Source organism: Rufibacter sp. JT3400010, assembly GCF_054956755.1.
On sequence record NZ_JBUDXA010000021.1, the window covers coordinates 40,964 to 58,248 of the forward strand.

At 55.5% G+C, this 17,285-nt stretch carries 13 protein-coding genes; 4 read left to right on the plus strand and 9 right to left on the minus strand.

Annotated elements, in window-relative coordinates; translation table 11 throughout:
• Nucleotides 1-32: 32 nt before the first annotated feature.
• From ACY0JR_RS16830 to ACY0JR_RS16850, 5 genes are all read right to left on the minus strand, one after another.
• The gene (locus ACY0JR_RS16830) at nucleotides 33-917 is read right to left on the minus strand and encodes a DNA/RNA non-specific endonuclease (RefSeq protein ID WP_462635337.1); all 885 of its coding nucleotides are present in this window, start codon (nucleotides 915-917) and stop codon (nucleotides 33-35) included.
• Between the two features lie 73 nt (nucleotides 918-990).
• Nucleotides 991-2,259: a Y-family DNA polymerase gene (locus ACY0JR_RS16835; protein WP_462635338.1), complete on the minus strand. Its 1,269-nt coding sequence runs from the start codon at nucleotides 2,257-2,259 to the stop codon at nucleotides 991-993.
• Nucleotides 2,260-2,263: 4 nt separating this feature from the next.
• Nucleotides 2,264-2,791: a LexA family protein gene (locus ACY0JR_RS16840; RefSeq protein ID WP_462635339.1), complete on the minus strand. Its 528-nt coding sequence runs from the start codon at nucleotides 2,789-2,791 to the stop codon at nucleotides 2,264-2,266.
• A gap of 81 nt (nucleotides 2,792-2,872) precedes the next feature.
• Nucleotides 2,873-6,466, minus strand: a complete 3,594-nt coding sequence (locus ACY0JR_RS16845) for a T9SS type A sorting domain-containing protein (protein ID WP_462635340.1) — start codon at nucleotides 6,464-6,466, stop codon at nucleotides 2,873-2,875.
• Nucleotides 6,467-6,502: 36 nt separating this feature from the next.
• Nucleotides 6,503-7,825: a DNA/RNA non-specific endonuclease gene (locus ACY0JR_RS16850; RefSeq protein ID WP_462635341.1), complete on the minus strand. Its 1,323-nt coding sequence runs from the start codon at nucleotides 7,823-7,825 to the stop codon at nucleotides 6,503-6,505.
• Between the two features lie 340 nt (nucleotides 7,826-8,165).
• On the opposite strand from ACY0JR_RS16850, the gene ACY0JR_RS16855 reads away from it, so the two are divergent.
• Nucleotides 8,166-10,343 carry a hypothetical protein gene (locus ACY0JR_RS16855; protein WP_462635342.1) on the plus strand — a complete coding sequence of 726 codons (2,178 nt, stop codon included), beginning with the start codon at nucleotides 8,166-8,168 and terminating at the stop codon, nucleotides 10,341-10,343.
• A 209-nt stretch (nucleotides 10,344-10,552) separates the two neighbouring features.
• Here ACY0JR_RS16855 and ACY0JR_RS16860 read toward each other — a convergent pair whose 3' ends face one another.
• From ACY0JR_RS16860 to parS, 3 genes are all read right to left on the minus strand, one after another.
• A complete protein-coding gene (locus tag ACY0JR_RS16860) occupies nucleotides 10,553-10,951 on the minus strand; it encodes a nuclease A inhibitor family protein (RefSeq protein ID WP_462635343.1) in 399 nt (132 codons plus the stop codon).
• Nucleotides 10,952-11,353: 402 nt separating this feature from the next.
• Nucleotides 11,354-11,812 carry an RES family NAD+ phosphorylase gene (locus ACY0JR_RS16865; protein ID WP_462635344.1) on the minus strand — a complete coding sequence of 153 codons (459 nt, stop codon included), beginning with the start codon at nucleotides 11,810-11,812 and terminating at the stop codon, nucleotides 11,354-11,356.
• A 2-nt stretch (nucleotides 11,813-11,814) separates the two neighbouring features.
• Nucleotides 11,815-12,252 (minus strand): type II RES/Xre toxin-antitoxin system antitoxin, encoded by a 438-nt coding sequence (gene parS / locus ACY0JR_RS16870; protein ID WP_462635263.1) that lies wholly within the window; start codon nucleotides 12,250-12,252, stop codon nucleotides 11,815-11,817.
• Between the two features lie 383 nt (nucleotides 12,253-12,635).
• On the opposite strand from parS, the gene ACY0JR_RS16875 reads away from it, so the two are divergent.
• From ACY0JR_RS16875 to ACY0JR_RS16885, 3 genes are read left to right on the plus strand one after another with little or no spacing between them, the layout of a single operon-like run.
• A complete protein-coding gene (locus ACY0JR_RS16875; protein WP_462635264.1) occupies nucleotides 12,636-13,706 on the plus strand; it encodes an NB-ARC domain-containing protein in 1,071 nt (356 codons plus the stop codon).
• Nucleotides 13,707-13,753: 47 nt separating this feature from the next.
• Entirely contained in the window at nucleotides 13,754-16,144 is a 2,391-nt protein-coding gene (locus ACY0JR_RS16880) for a hypothetical protein (RefSeq protein ID WP_462635265.1), read from the plus strand.
• Nucleotides 16,122-16,544 carry a WD40 repeat domain-containing protein gene (locus ACY0JR_RS16885; RefSeq protein WP_462635266.1) on the plus strand — a complete coding sequence of 141 codons (423 nt, stop codon included), beginning with the start codon at nucleotides 16,122-16,124 and terminating at the stop codon, nucleotides 16,542-16,544. Before ACY0JR_RS16880 ends, ACY0JR_RS16885 begins: the two co-directional genes overlap by 23 nt.
• On the opposite strand, the gene ACY0JR_RS16890 is transcribed toward ACY0JR_RS16885, so the two are convergent.
• Nucleotides 16,487-16,717 carry a PG0870-related protein gene (locus ACY0JR_RS16890; protein ID WP_462635267.1) on the minus strand — a complete coding sequence of 77 codons (231 nt, stop codon included), beginning with the start codon at nucleotides 16,715-16,717 and terminating at the stop codon, nucleotides 16,487-16,489. The genes ACY0JR_RS16885 and ACY0JR_RS16890 overlap by 58 nt on opposite strands.
• Between the last annotated feature and the right edge of the window lie 568 nt (nucleotides 16,718-17,285).

The following is a 17,285-nucleotide window of genomic DNA, read 5'->3' on the forward strand; positions in this document are numbered from 1 at the left end:
CATAACAATCAAAGCTGCGCTCGGACTGAAGGTTACTGCCCCTGGAAACGCCTTGCAACCTGGCCGTTGTCCACCCGTGACTCCAGCACCTGCTGCACCTTAGCTGGCAATGCCGAGAGCAGGTCATAGCCGGTGGCCTGCTCGATGGCGTCCACCGTGGTGCGGTAGGAGCCCCAATCGGACCTGACCGTGTTGCTGTTGGGCGTGTCCACTGCGATTACCCTTGTCGAGGAGGTGATGCGCCCCAAGTCGCCATCCCCCTGGGGAAGAACCACCAGCACCTTCCAGATGCGGTTGGGAACGGTGATCCTGCCGTTGTCGATGGCCTTCGCCGAGCCGTTGCCCCCCGAGCCTCCCTCGCCGTAGTTGCCCATGACCACGTACACCTCCATGCCGTCCTGCACCAGGTCGCGGGTGTAGTCCTCCAGGTTCGCCCATGTCTCCTGGTTGTTCCTGGGGGCCTGCGGGATGATGTTGGTCATCAGAAAAGTGGCCGAGTTGTCCACCGCGGTCTTGGTGCGGTCCGCCGACGGGACATTGTGCCCCCGGTCGAAGCCGCTGCCGGAGTAGCTGGAGGTGGTAACCCGGTACCAGCCCTGGGGCAGCATGGCGTCCGCCCGGAAGTCATCCTGGCGGGGTGCCGAGCCGAGCCAACCCTGGTCTACGTGCCAACTCACCCAATTGGGTGTGGCCCTTTCCCTGCTGTAGGAAAGCGCGTACTGGGGGCGCATGATAAGGTAGTTGTCCTCGTTCCCTATATCAGTTGTGGCTCCGCTGGGATTGCCCAATAGCAATTGCACATCTGCCAGGGAAAGCGATTTGCTGGGGACCAGCTCCGTTTCCTTGCAGCCGAAAACGAACAGGGAGAGAAACAGAAATGTAAGGAATGGGTACCTGTGGAGTAAGTGTCTATGCATCGGAATGGATTTGGGCTCTATTCCCAAAACGATGGGTAAGACCTATTGTTATACCTTTTGGCGCATACATTTCTCACCGAGCCTTTATCAAATCATCTAACCGGGTGGTGTAACAGGGGGAAACATTGCCGCTCTGCATCTGCCACTTGCCCTCCGTGCCCTGCACCCCGTACTTGACGGAGCCGTACCCGAACTTTCCCCTGAGTGAGTCCAGTGCCTGCATCAGCCCGCTGTCCCGCTCCCGGGTACCGGCGGAGAAGATACTCTCCTGCACCTGGTTGCTGGGGCAGATTCCCGATACGATGATGCCCGTCTTCTTATACCGGTAGCCTTTCCGGAAGATAGCCCTAAGAGCATCTAAGGCCAAAGGCATAAGCACCAGTTCGCTGCTGCTGGGGCTGTCCAGCCTGACGGTGCGGCTGTTGAAGTAGACCTGCCCTGGCGCGGCGAATCGGCTGGTCTCCAGGAAGACGGTGAAGGCGGCGGCGCAGGACTTCTGCTTCCTCAGTTTGGTGGTGCACCTCACCGCATGCGTGGCCAGCGCCTCCTCAATGTCAGTAAGGTCCGTGAGCGGCTGCCCGAAGGACCTGGAGGTACAAATATTCTGCTTAGAAGCAGGTATCATCTCAAGGTCAATGCAGGGTTCGCCCCTTAACTCTTTCACTGTCCTGAGACCCACGATGGTCAGGTGTCTCTTCACAAAGCTGTCGGTCTTCTGCGTGAGGTCATAGGCGGTATTTACCCCGAACGTTGCCAGTTTCTTGGCATAGCGGCTGCCCACGCCCCACACATCCCCGATCTGGGTTGCCTTCAGTGCCGCCTCTATGTGGGTAGGGTCGGTGAGCACCAGCACCCCGTTGGCCTTCTTCGATTTCTTAGCCAGACGGTTAGCCAGCTTGGCGAGCGTCTTGGTGGCAGCTACTCCAACTGCCACAGGAATACCAGTTGCACGGGGCACCCTTTCCCAAATGCCCCTCGCATGCCGCTCGATGTCCACGTGCAGGAAGTTGCCTAGGTCCAGAAAGGACTCATCGATGCTGTAGACTTCCACATTGGGCGAGTACTCAGACAGCACGTTCACCACGCGGCGGCTCATGTCGCCGTATAGCTCGTAGTTGGAACTGAACACGTGCACCCCGTCTTTTTCAAGCAGGTCCTTTATCTCAAAAAGAGGCGTACCCATCTTGATGCCCAAAGCCTTAGCCTCATTGCTCCTGGCGATGACGCACCCGTCGTTATTGGAGAGAACCACCATCGGCTTGCCGTTCAGTTCGGGCCGGAAGAGGCGCTCGCAGGAGGCGTAGAAGTTGTTGCAGTCCACCAACGCGAATAAGCTGGTCATAGGCCTAGAACTTGCGGTGAATGCCCACGACCACGCCCCAAATTATGCCGCCCTCAGGCGAGTCTATCTTCAAAGGTTTGTACTTGGGGTTCTCCGAAACGAGGTAGGCAGCCTCCTTCTTTATCTCCAGCCGCTTGATGGTGTAGCCTCCTTCCACGAAGGCCAGCACCACCATGCCGCTTGTGGCTCTTATCTCCCGGTTCACGATGGCCAGGTCACCCGGCATGATGTGCGCCCCTATCATGGAGTCACCCTCCACCTTCACCAGGAACGTGCTGGCGGGATGGTTGGAGGCGTAGGTGTTCAGGTCAATGGGCTCGGCCGAATAGTCCGTGGCGGGGCTGGGGAAACCGGCCTGCACCGTAGTAGTGAATAAGGGGAGGGATTTGCCCTGGTCGATGATGACGAGGAACCGCTGTTCCTCAAGGGGGTGTAGTGGGATTATCGCTGCTTCCATTCTGCCTCTGCTGTTTTGTCGCATTTTACGACCAATATTAGTAAAACAGATATAAAAAACTAAAATGTTTAGCAAAAAAAAAGAGTTGCATATAAAAAAGGCCCCCGAGTTCGGGGGCCTTTTGATAAGAATGTCAGTTGTATAAGGAACTAGCGCTTAGTTTCTTTTCACGATTTTAACCACCGAAGCCTTTGTGCCCTGCGTCACATGCAGGATGTAGAGTCCGGCAGGGGCATTCACCAAGTAATCCAAGGAAACCGTGTTAACACCTGCCTTGCCCTGGATTGTTTCCGAGGAGAGCATTTTGCCGCTTCCGTCGAACAGCTGCAGGGTGAGGGCACCTTCCTTCTCCAGCTGATACTGTAGGTTTAGTTTCTCCCCGGCGCTTACCGGGTTGGGGTACACCGACGCGGCGGCAAGGCTCAGGCTACCCTCGGACAAAAGCTTGGCTGCTGCCACCTTCGTGTTGCCGATTTCCTTTATCTCCGCGGATACCGTCTGGGAATACCCGGAGGCCCCGTTGCCGGCCACTTGACGCAGGCGGTAGTAGCCCGTGCCAATCAAAGGCTGCTCGTCCCGGAAACCGTAGCCTTTCGGCTTGGCGGTCCCAGCCGGCACCTGTCCTATCTTGGCGAACTCCACGCCGTCGGCGCTGCGCTCCACCTCGAAACGGACGAAGTCAATTCCGGAGGCCATGTCCCATTCCAGCTTCACGCTCCTGCCGGTCGGCTTGGCGGTAAAGGAAGACAGAGTTACCTTGAGAGGGAGGCCGCCGTTCACCGCGTTATAGGAGATTCCCACCCGCAGGCCGTCGAAAATCAGGGCTGGGAAGTTGGTGCCCTGGCGCAGGGCCACCGTTCCGATGTCGGTAGGAGAGGAGCCAAACTCGTCCACCTTGGCACTGGCTTCGGTAGGCTCCGTCCGCACGGCTGGGTTCACGTAAAGCCTGGTGGTATTCCCGTTTTCGTCGAAGTCGTAGCGCACCACCAGAAGGTAGGTAGTGTTGAGGCTGTACTCCTGGGTGGTGTAGGTACCGGTGCCCGTGCTTCCGCTCACTCCGAACTGAATGGTGCCGCTAGGGGTGGAGCGCACGAACAAGCGGGCCTTGAAGTTTGAGCCCATGCTCTCCGGCCCCAAGTGGAAGAAGTACTCCCCAGAAGCCTTGGCCGAGGCCACGTTCACCAGGAAGGAAACGTACACCGGCGCACCGGCCTCCATGCGCTCGAAGGAGCGGCTCACATCCTGACCGTTGGCGGCCAGACGGGCGGCCTTCCCTTCCACAGCCTCGTAGTCAGGGTAGGTGAGACCCTCGGACGTGACAGTAACGGGGGCTGTGGTGCCGCCGCTGTGTGCGTTCCAACCGTTGTCCGTCAGCGCGGTCCCGGCCACGTAAGGGAAATTCTCCTCCAGGACGAGCCCGTTCACCAGCGGCACCGTTTTCCGGCTGCCTCTGCCAATTGTGGTGGTTAGATAATTCTCGGCCCCGAGGGTCTCGTTGTCGTTGTACTCGAATACCGCGAAATGGTAGATAGTGCCGCTGCGCAGCCCGGTGAGGTCCACCTCGGTACCGGTGCCGTTGAACACGACGAAGTTGCCTGTTCCCAGCTGCTGTCCCTTCCGGAAGACGGAGTTTGCCTTGTAGGCGAGCGCATCCTCGGGCAGGGCATCCACCGGCTCCGCCTCACGGGCGAGCACCAGGCGCTTGGCCCCGTTCCCCCCGGAAAGGGCAAGGCGCAGGCTGTTCTTGGCTACCTGGCTGAAGGCGAGGGTGGACGGAGTAGTAGGCTCCGCGGCCAGCGGGATGGTCTGGGTCGTGAAAGTGAACTGCTCGCCGTAGACAGTCCCGGCCGCGTTCGTGGCGTAGGCGCGCACGAAATAGGCGGTCCGATGGGTCAGGTTGGCCAGAGTAGCCGTGAAGGAGGCAGTGGTGCCTGCATCCACGGTCTTGCTGTTGGAAAGCGTCGGATTGGCCGAAGTGGACCATACCAGTCCCTGAGCCGTTACCGGGCTGCCGCCGTCATCGGTCACCGTGCCGCCGGAGACGGCAGAGCCGGTGGCGATTTCGGTCACCTCCATGGTTGAGATAGAGGGCGGGTAGATGGCCACTGCGGCCGTGCCAGACACCTCCACGCTCTGGGTCGCGGTTCCGCCCCCAGAGACAGTGATGGCGGAACTGTAGGCCTGCGCTCCGGTAGGGGCGAACCTAACCTCAATGACAGTGGGGGAAAGGGTGCCGTCCTTAGGAGAAAGGTTAATGGCGCAGCAGGCAAAAGGGGTGTTTCCCACCCGGATCTCGAAGCCCGCCGCCGGGGTGATAGTCACGTCGCTGGAAAGGGCAGTACCCTCAAGGGTGAAAGATTTTGCCGGTGAGGCGGCGCCCGCCTCCAGAGTACCGAATCCATCGAGGGAGGCGGAAGAGAGAAGCACCGAGGGAACGACCGGTGAGATGACGTTCACCTTCACCGGCGCGCTCACGCCCTCTACATCACCGCAAGAAGAGATGGCACGGGCCACCACGTAGTACGTGCCGGCACCCGGGAAGCTGGAGCCCAGGGGCTGGAAAGAATCGGAGGTGGCACCCCTGAACTCAGAGGTGAAAGGCCCAGCCTCGGAAGTGCCGTAGAGCCACTGGAACGAGGAGGCCACCGAGGAAGAGGCGGTGATTGCATCCCCCGTCCCGCTCACCAGGAAACTCTGCTCCGCCGCGGGAGAAAGGGTCACCGGGTTGGACGTCGGGGCCAGGGTCACGGAAAGGGGTGCGGAGGCCTGTCCTACCGTGGCAGGTCCGGAGTTCACCACCCGTACCCTGTACCCGGTCGCGCTAGGGGTGCCGGCCGGGATGCTCGCGGTGATGGGCGAGGTACCGGAACCGGTCCCGATCAGGTTGGCAGTGAGGTCGGAAGAAAACGCCCCACTAGGGTTAGACAACTGCACGGCCCAGTTGTCGGTGAAATCACCGGAGGCGGTATAGGCCACGGTGAAGGGTTCGCCAGGGGCGGAAGTAGTCACGCAGAAAGAGGAGTTGGACACGGTCGCGGCACCAATGGTGGGGCGACCGTCGGCGGTGGCGGTAACCACTAGGTTGTCCAGGCTAATCTTTGGCCGGCTGCCGGTAGTTCCGATGGCAGAGGTCACGATGAAGAACCGCAGCTTGGCGTCGGCCTTGCCGCTAAGGGCTTCCGGAAGCGCAATATCCAGCAGTTTTCCTGAGGTCAGCACGTTGTTGGTGACTACCACGCTGGTGCCAAGCACCTCCACGAAGGAGTTGTTCTCTCCTACGTTCGCCTGCACCGAGAAGGTGGCACCGCGGTTACCTGTGGAGTTGTTCACAGACGCCCAATCCAGACTCAGGGTACCGGCCGTAGAGCCGGAGAAGTCCAGGTTGATGTCGAAGGCAGAGGCATTTTGGCCGTTTGTGGCTCCGGTAGCCAACAGGACAATAGCATTAGCAGGGTTTGGCACCGCACTAGTGGAGAATACTCTCTGCACCCCTCCCCCGGATCCGGTCGCGAACACATTGTTCGTGTTGGGAAGAACCGGGTCTGGGTAAGCCTTACTGAAGCGGGTGGCGCCGGTGCCGGAGGCGAAATCCGCCCCCCAGGTGCCGACGGCGTCGAAATTCTCGGTGAAGGTCCCCTCGGAGAGCTTGTGGGGAAGGGTCTGGGCCTGCGCCAGCCCTGCCGTAAAGGCAAGCAGCAGCAGAGCAAGGGCCTGGAGGGCACCCTTACTGGAACTATATAAATGTCTCATCTAAATGTCTTGGCTATATCTGTTTGGGATTCTCTTCTAGTTGGTGGGTCCGTTGTCGACCTTTGACTCAATGGCGGCCTGCACGGCCTCCGGAAGGTTGGAGAGCAGGTCCAGCCCCGTGGCAGCCTCGATGGCGTCCACGCTCGTGCGGTAGGAACCCCAGGAACCGATGGAATGGGTATTGGGGGTGTCCACGGCGATGATGCGGGTGGTGGCATCCACGCGGGAAACGTCGCTGTCACCCACCGGCAGCACGACAATGACCTTCCACACCCGGTTGGGCACGGTGATGCGACCGTTGTCGATGGTATTGGTGGTGCCTCCCAGGCTGCCGGTGCCGCCCACGCCGTAGCTGCCCATGATGATATAGACCTCGTTGCCCGGCAGGAAGGTGCGGCCGTAGTTCTCCAGGTCCGCCCAAGGTCCCTGGTTGTTGCCGGGTGCCTGCGGGATCATGTTGGTCATCAGGAAGGTCGCCGAGTTGTTCTCGATAGAGGAGGTGCGGTCGGCGGAGGGGCAGTTGTGGCCCCGGTCGAAACCGCTGCCTTGGTAGCTCACCTCGCTCACCTGGTACCAGCCGGCCGGAAGTGTAGGGTCGGCGCGGAAATCATCCTGGCGATCGATGCCGCCCCTGTCGGAAGCGTCCAGGTGCCAGCTCACCCAGTTGGGCGTGCCGCGGTCGCGGCTATAGGAGAGGGAGAACTGGGGCTTGCGCATGAGGTAATTGCCAGGCATGCCCACGTCGCTCGTCGCGTTGCTGGGGTTACCCAGTGCCAGGTGGTCATTGTCGGGATAGGCGGTGTCGTCCACCGTACCGAAAGGGGTCACAGCGAAATCGTCGATGTTCAGGCGGGCACTGCCGCCGGACACCTTGCGGACCTCGAAGCGCACGCGGCCTGGGATGTTCAGGGTGAAGGAGGTTGCCTGCAGGGGACCGGCAGAGGTAATCACGGTGTTCCCGACTTTCGTCCACTTGTTGCAGGCGCAGGCGTCGGACATGGCCCACAGCTCAAAGGCACTGCTGCCATCGGTACCGAAGGCGCCGTGGCGAACGGTCACCGTGCCCGCGCCGGTGGGCAGGTAGAACTCCATGGAGAGCTTGCCCTTCCGCTGGAGTCGCACGGACTGCTGCCCACTCTTTATGTCCTGGTCCGTGGTGCCCAGCAGGGCGTCCTCCAGAAGCCAGGAGCCGCTGGCCAGGGGCACGGAGGCGGAGGTGTAGTCGGATTTGGAGCCTGTCTCGAAGGTCTCCGGGAAACTGCCGGCCTGCGCAAAGGAACGGCCGGGGAGAAGGCCCAAAATAAAGAGGGCCGTGAGCAGCAGCAGGTGCCTGCCGCCGGGTCTGGAAAGGTGTTGCATCGGAGCGTTAAGGTGTGGATTGCGTGGGGAACAGGGATCACAGGTATATGATTCCCCTTCCCGGCGCAAAAGTACCATACTATTAACGATTTAATACAATGGTAACATAGATAATAGATTAAGCTTTTGTTACCGATGGGATTAGATCTCCACAAAGAGGGACTAAAAGCTCAACGGGCTACTTCTATAGTTGGACTAATAAACTTGCAATCTTCTTGAAGTTTACGTAAGATACTGTTTTACAAGTAATTTCAGTGACCTTTTCCAAAGGAGTTATATGTTTTAGCCGACTGGGTGGGTTACGCAACTGATTCTGAATCAGAGTAAATATGGATTAAGGATGGTAGAAGAGAAATCGGAGTACTGGTACGACATCTATGGACTGTCCGAAAACAGGGATGTCCCCACCATCGAAGCGTTCCTGGCCCATTTTGCCGACCGCAGGAAGATAGATCGCCTCAAGTCGAAGAATTATGTTCTGATACCCCACATCCCCTCGGCTGAGAAGCACAGGCGATTCGAGAAAAGTTACAGACAATTCGAGAAAAGCTTTCATCCCTTTGGTAGAGGGTACCTACCGCCCCAAAGGGATGAAAGCTTGGACTCGATACCGGATCTGGAATTCACGGAATTCAACACGGTGACGGAGGCCGTCCAGTTGGGCAGTTCCTCTATCGAGGGCTCTTTCACCCTTTACTTCCGCAACTATGTCCGGAAAGACCTTGCCTGTGTCATGGTGCACTTCACCACGGACGGCAAAGTGATCCTGGGAGTCTCCGTTGGGAAAATAGACGGATCGGGCCAGGACAACCTGCCTTTTGCGCAGAGAATCAAGGCTGAGTTGGAAGAGCTGGTTCCCCTCAAGTCGTCCGTCGTTTGCTTTGAGCAGCCTCCCCTTGACACTGAGGAGGAGTTCCAGGTGGCTAAGGCGTACATTGAGTCCACAGGGGAAGGTGGAGAGAGCAACCTCAAAAAAGGGGCCTATTCCTGGTATTCCCAAGCGGAAAGGGGTTATTACCACCGCGACAAGGAAGCCAGTCACAGGAGGGTCCGGGACATCCGGTTCGAACCGAACCTATCAGACTATTTCACGCTCAGCGACAGCCAAGGCCGTTTGGCCAATTTCATCACCTTCCATGGGGAGCGTAAGCGGGACAAGGTAAGGTTTCCGGAGGCATTCGATGCCGTACAGCTCCCGAACCTTCAGAACCTGCTCCTCCAAGCCATTTCCCCGTTGGGCGGGGACTTCTCGCCCGCCAACGTCCATCGGGTCTCCATTCCCCCGGGCACCAGGACCGAACGTGTCTGGATGGGCCACCGTGACATGGTTTCGGACTTCACAACCTACGAAGGGGTGAGGGCCATGGAGCTCACAATAGAAGATACCTTCCGCCTTGACAAAGCGGAGGATGTGAGAAGGCTGGCGGAGGAGGGTTTTTTCATGATGGGAGGGGGCTTTTTCACTGGCTCTGCCGTTGAGGCCTACGAAGGATGGCTGGTAAGGACCGGGTCGGCACATACTTACCTGGACTTGCTGCTAGAGGGGCAGCCACTGCTGAAGGTGAAACCCAGGACGCTGCTGTTTACGGTGGGGATCCAGGATTGGCAGCGATTCCTAGGCTACCTTGAGCTTTTCAAGATGGGAGACGAGGACAGAAAGGAGGTACTCCTCCAGATGTGCGGGGGCGGGATACGGGAGTCAAGGAAAGTGATGGACTCAAAGGAGGTGCTCCGTGAGATGAGCGGGCACTGGAGGTGGCGGGTCAGCCTGGTGGAGGATATCCTCCAAACGGTAGAGCTGACCGCCGCTGACTATAACACATTGCTGGACCTGGCAGCGCAGCATTATCTATTTGACATCTACGAACTGCTGCATAAAAGAAGCACACCCCGAGTCCCTCTATTTCATCTTACAAGTAGATTAAAGAATGCCTACCTTCAGTCCAATGACGCCAGGTACCTGCCCCAGGCAAATAAATTCGTGGATCTATACCTTCGGGAGATCGAAAGGCAGCATGGCACCTTCGGGGATTTTCCCTTTATCATGACCCTCGCCGCAAAGGAGGACGCGAAGGCACACGACCTGCTGGTGGCGGTAGTAGGGCTACTGCCCCCGAAAAGCTGGGAAAGCCAAAAGCTGATGAACATCGCCCTGGCCACCGAGAACGAATACCTTCTCGGGAAGATGAACGAAAAAGGCTTTGACATGGATAGCCACAGGATAAGGGAAGCGGGATGGGTAAAGGACAACAACCTGGATAAAGCAGACCTCCTTTATGAAGCGGTCAGGCAGGGAAATTATCTCAGAGTAGAATATCTGATTCCAGCATCTGGCCAGATGTCAGCGCTGCAGGAAGCCTGCAAACTTGGTTTGCTTGGGATAGTGAGGCTCCTGGTGGAAAAGGGGAAGGCAGATCTAGGGCCATTTAGTACCCGCTATTGCATACAGTACGCGAACGCAGGAGGGTTTAACCGACTGCGAGAGTACCTGGTAAGCAAAGGCGTCATTGATCTTTAGCGCGAAGTGGATGCAGTATCTCGATGGCTCCGGGGCAGCACCCGGTGTTGAATGCAGCCGTTTGGCGTTTGGGGATGATAGGAAATACGGGAAAACAAGAATTAAAGAGCTGATTTAACGCATGGGCAGGGCACTCTCCTCCCATCGCAAAGTTGCTTTTGATTGGTTTCAGACAGGTAGTGCAGCAGAAGTAAATGGAAACCTGAAAATCAGGTCTCCACAGAAAGCGTCTTGAAGCCAACTAAATGGTTCTCCGGAGTCCAACCCAGCAGAAAGACTTCCACCCGGCGCTCGCCTATGCGATATGCCTTGACATCTGACAATCGGTGCATCAGGAGATCCTGCAAAGCCTGGAACCGCTGGGTTTCCGCCTGCCGCGCGGGGCTTGCGCCCTCCCGCACCTTGGTCATGTTCCTCAGGAAATAGGCCAGTTCCTGCACTTCCACCGAAGTCCCGGAAGGCTGGTCCAGCACCTGCAGCAGTCGCCCGGTACTGAAAGTTGCTTTATCCTGTTGGCCTAGGTCTATGGGTTCGAGAGGGGCATCCGTCTCGCTTATGAAGAGAAGCCCTCGTGCGGCATTCTCCAGTTCCGTTTGGAATTGATTCATAGTTATTCTTTAAAGCAGGGCATACGCCGATTCAATTGTCGCGTTTTACTTAAGAAGCATTGAAGGAAAGATACTTCATCAATGAACGTAGTAGAGCATTACAGCCAATAACCATTACCATGTTCAGCAGACCGAGAAATCGTACGCATCTCTTTCCTTGCAAAGGTGCCCTATCAAGGACAGCAGACTCACAGCAGGACTCCTATCCAATCTCATTTATTAATATCTGAGTGGATTACGAAAGCCTGACATATGCTGTGCTTTCCAATCCGTTCTACCAGTCCAGTCAAATTGTATGGAATGTACATTCCGGAATAGAGGTCATCAGAATCACTTATTGGGAGTAGCACTGTTTAGCAATCGAAAATGTGGTTCTTAAAACGAGGTTTTTGGATTGCCATCCTATGGCGTTCCTTTTAACCTGGAGTCGAAAAACTTCGGCTTGACCTCAATCACCCTTAACTTGGAACGGTCCGGATGGCTGGGGTTGATCAGGTAGTTGAACTCAGTATCAGAATGGGCGGAGGGCACCTTCATTACCAAGGATTGGTTCTCTTTAACCCACCGGTCACCGATTTCGGCTAGTTCCTTGGGGGCAGGGTGAGTATTCCAGTTACTGGGAAGGCTGGCCACATCTATGGCTTTGATTTCCACCTCATCCGGAATTTCCAGTACTAGCAAAGCCATACCGGTAGGAGGGACGGGACTGTTGGCCAGGGTCTCTACCATAGCCAAGGATTGGGTACCTGCGGTATAGAGAATACATGTTCCCTGGTTGTGCCACCTGCCAGAGCTGTACAGCCCTCCTGTCCCTGCCAGGTCACGGATATGTTTTTCCTTGCTTATCCTGTAGACTATCATGCTTAGGAGTAGATCCCGTGTTCGATACGGTTCAGTAACTGCAGTATCTCATCCCTTCCGATGGCTGAACCCATCCATTTGATTGGCTCTACCCCCCCGATGGATGGATTCTTCGTTCTCAGCCACTTATTGAACTCCGCTTCCTCCCCGAAGACGTCAATTCCCCTGGCGATCACGCTCGAGATCTCATAGAGTTTTTCCGCCCCCTCTTTGTCCAGTTTTTTGTTGGAGCGGCGCTGGCGCTGCAGCGTGCTGGCCGATATGCCCAGAAAGTCACTGATAAGCTCGTTCGAGACACCGATCCTGTCCTGCACGGCCTTTACTGCGGCAACGGCGATGCCGCCCCTTCCTGTGATGGATATGAGGTCCGCGGTGTTGTGCACCTCTATGTCCATGACTTTCTTTCCGCCCATTATCTCTACGACTGCTCCTAATCCCATAATCCCGCCCTCTTAGTTATTTGACCAATTCAAAAACGTCATTTGACTGCAATATACTTAGTAACGCGTCAAGTCCAACAAAAGTTTACGTCGCCATTGCACAGGGCAACTGCAAGGTTATTCGACTAGATTCCTAATGGGCACAGCAGAAGCTATTCTACGCAGCAGCTCCACTTTTTCCCCGGTTAAGCAGGAAACAATTGGGAACCCATGATTTTCACAGAGGCCGTAGGTCCTACTCTACCGGAAGTCTGATCGGAAGGGTTATCCAATGACAATAATCGGCACGAAGTCATAGAAAATAGTCTTACCTGTGCTTTTCCTTTAGTTCTTTCAAAGCGTAATAGAAACTTGATTCATGTGCATCCAAACCATCAAACCCGATGAGAGAAAAAAACTATAACGTGTTCCTCTCCTACTCAAGAACGGATGGGGTAGAGTCTGCGGAGCAACTGAAACTCAAGCTCTCATCGGACGGCAAAGGAAGCCAGCTGAAATACCACAGAAACAGCTTAGTGGGGGACTACTATACGGATTGGAATTGGACAATGGATGGCTTGGATTACGCTGAGTGCATGGTGGTCATTATCACTCCCGTGATGATGGAAACCCCAAACCTCCTCCCGGAGCTGCTGTCCTCCGCATCATTCTGGGGAACAAAGACATATTTGGTGAGGGCATTACCAGAAAACTATCTGCAAAAGCATCCTTTTCCTCCTGAAGCGGCCGACTTGCATCTGTACGACTTAACGCAGGAATGGGAAGCCTTCATGGACGACCTTTACAGCCACTGCCGTTTGGACAAGTTCCTGAACCTTGCCCCGAGCCTCCCCGAGGGATATGTGCACCGGCCAGATATCTATGATAGGGTGAAGCGCCAACTGCTACTGTCAGGAGAAGATGACCCGCTGTACCTACGTTTAGAAGGGGAGGAAGGAGACGGCAAGACAACCCTGGCCATCGCCCTGTGCCACGACAGACAAGTCCGGGATCACTTCTACGATGGAATCCTTTGGCTCAGCCTTACCGAGAACGGGGACGACCTCAAAGAGGTCACCGCCCTCTACAGCAGGCTGGTAAACGAGGAAGCGGTTTTCGTTGATCTAAGGAATGCGGCGGATAATCTCGGCAGAGAAGTGTCTGGTTTCCATAATGGCTGCCTGCTCGTAGTGGACAACGTCCAATGCCCCCGGCAGCTCAGTATCGAGATGGGCTTCGCAAGGGAAAACATCAAAGTAATCTCAACTGGGCCCGGAAGCCTGTTATTACCTCGGATTCATGACACAAAAGGGGAGAGCGCCATCACTTTCCTGATTGGCCCGATGCAGGAAAGAGAAGCGTTCCGCATGCTGAGGGTGGAGTCAGGCCACGGGGATCCCGTACTCTCAAAGCAATTAACCAAATGGGCTGGGGAAACCCCTTGCTGCTGCGCCTCCTCCACAAAGCGACTTTGATTCTGGCGCCTACCTACGGTACAGCTAGCCAGCTACAACGGGAGCTGTTGGATAGAATAGGAGAAATCGCTGGATCCACTGACCTGGGAAGGCTGGACAGGGCCGGGGGCATGCACGTTTGCCTGGCTGCTCTTCTAAGTCTCCTTCCTGCAGAGCAAAGGCAGCGAAGAATTGACCTGGGCGCCCTCCCCGCCGGTCACCCCATCTCTGAGGAGACCATCTTTGCGCTTTGGAACGTGGATCCCCCAGCAGGAAGGGAGCTTCTTGAGATATTAAACAGGCACAACCTGTTAGACTATGATGCACGGAATGGGGAGGTGACAGTACACAATGCCCTATATAAATACTTCAGAGGAGCGTTAGGTAACAACAAGGCCCCCCTGAAGAACCTGCTTCGGTACCTGCTGCGTGATCCCTACCGACTGCCAAACCCCTACTATTGGCGGTTTCTGGTAAGATTTCTGGTAGAGGATGGTGAAACGGCCACAGCAACAGCGCTGCTCTCCGATTACCGGTGGCTGAAAGCAAAATTAGAGTACACGGATATTGCAAGTCTCTGGGAAGACCTTCAGCTCATTCCAGTGAAGACAAGCTTGGTCGAACTTCTGACCGACACTGTAAGGATGGCATACGCTGCCTTGGCTTTGGACAAGGGCAACCTTCCCCTGCAGCTCCACCAGCGGTTGCGGCTGCAGGGGGAAACTCTGCCGGAAGACTTCCGGCAGAGTTTGGAGGAAGACCTTCGCAACAGCTTCTGCTTACCCATCAAAACGGACCTGAATCCAGTGGGAAGCACCCTTTACTCAGTAGAGCCCGGATACGGAGTTTACAGGCTTGTTCCCTGGGAAGATAAAATCATTGCCGGGCTTTACAACGGCATGATTAAGGTTTTCGAAAGGGACAGCGGTAGGTTTCTCTTCTCCCTTGCCGGACACACGCAGTACCTGGAGGATCTGGTAGTGTCGGGCGATATACTGGCCAGCAGCAGCTGGGACGGGACCATCAGGATTTGGAACCTGGCCAAGGGTGAGGAGGTGGAAACCCTGACCGATCAGCCGGGGCCTCGCCGGCACCTGGCAGCGGTGGGGGAAGTGCTGGTCAGTGGCTCCGGCTGCATCGACAAAAACATGGGCGGCTGGGTAGGTACGCTCAAGAGCAGGGATATCCGAACGGGAAAGGTGCTGCATTCCTTCGAAGGCTTGGATGATTACATTACCAGCCTGGCGGTGTCCGGGAACGTGCTGGTAGCGGGTAGCCAGGGTGGAACCCTGAGAAGCTGGAGCCTGGACACGGGGGAACCCTTGGTTTCCTATCCCGGCCGTTCAGGGACGATCAGCCTCCTTAAGCTTCTGGGGAATACGTTGCTTGGCTGCAACGAGGAGTACAAGGGTTACAGCATATTGGGATGGGACCTATGTACGGGGAAAAAGCTGTTTGCCCTGGAGGGCCACACGGGTAAGATCACCTGCCTGGAGTTCGATGGGACTACCCTGCTCAGCGGCAGTGAGGACGGAACCGTAAGGAGCTGGGACCTGGAAAAAGGGAAACCCCTCCAGGTGTTCCAGGGACACGCGGGAAAAGTATTGGGGCTCGCCCTGTACGGGGACACGGTGTTGAGTTGCAGCGAGGACAGTACCGTTCGAAGCTGGGGCATTCAGACAGGGGAGCAGCTAGCGATCTTCCGCGGCCACAGCTACTGGGTGACTTCCCTTTCCGTTTACGGCGGTTTTCTTCTGAGCGGGGACAGTGCAGGGGCGGTAAAACGCTGGGACCTGGAGAGCTCCGGGGAAAGGAACGTGCCAATGGGGCACAGCAAATCCATAAACTTCCTTGAAATCACAAACGGCAAGGTTATTACAGGAAGCGAGGATGCTACGGTGAGGAGCTGGGAGCTAACCACCGGTAAACCGTTGGGGGTGTTCAGGGGGCATACCGCCCCGGTCACCACCCTCTCCCTTGATGGCACCATAGCAATAAGCGGCAGTGAGGACGGCACGTTGAGGAGCTGGAGCCTTGCCACTGGCAGGCAGCTCCAGCTATTTGGGGAGCACGGGGACAGAGTGATCGCCTGTACTGCTGTAGAGGGGATCCTCTACAGTGCTGGCTGGGATTCAACCATCCGGGGATGGGACTTAGCGACAGGGAAAGAACTGCGGGTCCTCAGTGGGCACTTGGGCTACATTTCCCTTGCCTCAGCCCCGGGGCTGCTCGTGAGCAGTGACTACGAGTCAATAAGGGGCTGGGAGCCTGCAACCGGAAAGGAGCTGTGGGTTATCAGTGCGGACCACTACGATCCGTTCCAATTAGAGATTTCCGGGAATACCCTGGTGACTGCTTCTGCCTCTCCGCAGGAAAACACGCTCAGGAGCTGGAACCTGTCGAAAGGGCAGATTCGGCACACGTACAGGGGGGGGCATGGATGGTCATATTCGGGGTAATTCCTGCTTCACTCTTTCCGGTAGCTTGCTGGTAAGCGCCGGCAGGGGGTTTGCGGAGAGGTTCAAGGACGAGAGTCAATACAGCAACAGTATCATCAGTTGGGACCTAGAGACGGGCCAACCCTTACAGACGTTCTGGGGCCACACCCAGACCATTACGGGTCTGCAGATCGCCGGGGACAACCTGATCAGCGCAAGCCATGACGGCACCATCCGGCTTTGGGAGCTAGAAAGTGGACGTCTGATTTTGAGTATCTACCTTGATGAAGGAGTTAACCGGTTGAAGTATGAACCGGAGACCAAGATTATTGTGGCTGGGGGCAAAAGGGGCGGGTTGTACTTCTACAGGTTGAATGATGTGGATTCCGCTTTGTCAAGGAAATATGCCCTTGCAATATAATGGTACCCGCACTTGTTCTCCCTATTGCAGCTATCGACTGTGCGATGGAGGTACTTCCCTGTTTCAGTGTCAATATAGCGCGTAAACTCACGTTTCTTTAGGCAGTTAGGGCAGGTGAATCTAGTTCCTTTTCCATTACCATAAGGCTGCAGAGTAAATTTATGTAGGTTCATTTAAAGGAATAGAGAGACAGTATTAAAATTTAAGCTCTGTAGCCCTGTGCTAAAGGCATTAATAGAATTATCAATCCGTAATAGTATCCTCAAGGCTATGCCTTTTGACTTGTCATTAAGATTTACTGTTTTAATGCGGGACCATATATTCAAGAATCAAATGGTAAACCCCAACTTTCTGAATTTGTAGGGTTAATCTTTAATATCATTATTTTTAATGCAAACACTTCTTCTATAAGATCGACTTACTTTTTGATTTAAGATAAAGGAAAGTAGGAATTTCATCCTAATGAAGTACCATCCTATACCGGAATTTTGTTTGACAGCATTTTTAATAATTACCAAGAAAACTAATTGACATATAGAGGTTTATACACCTATCTCATTGCTTAGATCTTGTGGTTTCCTCTTTTTAAAAAAAAAGAGATGCTTCATGGCAATTTTTATCAATAGGATGTAGGGAAATCCCATATCAAAAGGATGTAGGGAAATCCCATATCAAAATTTGTTTACAGTTTCTCTTATACCGCTTTAAACAGGTACACAAACTGCTCCTTTATCATAAGAT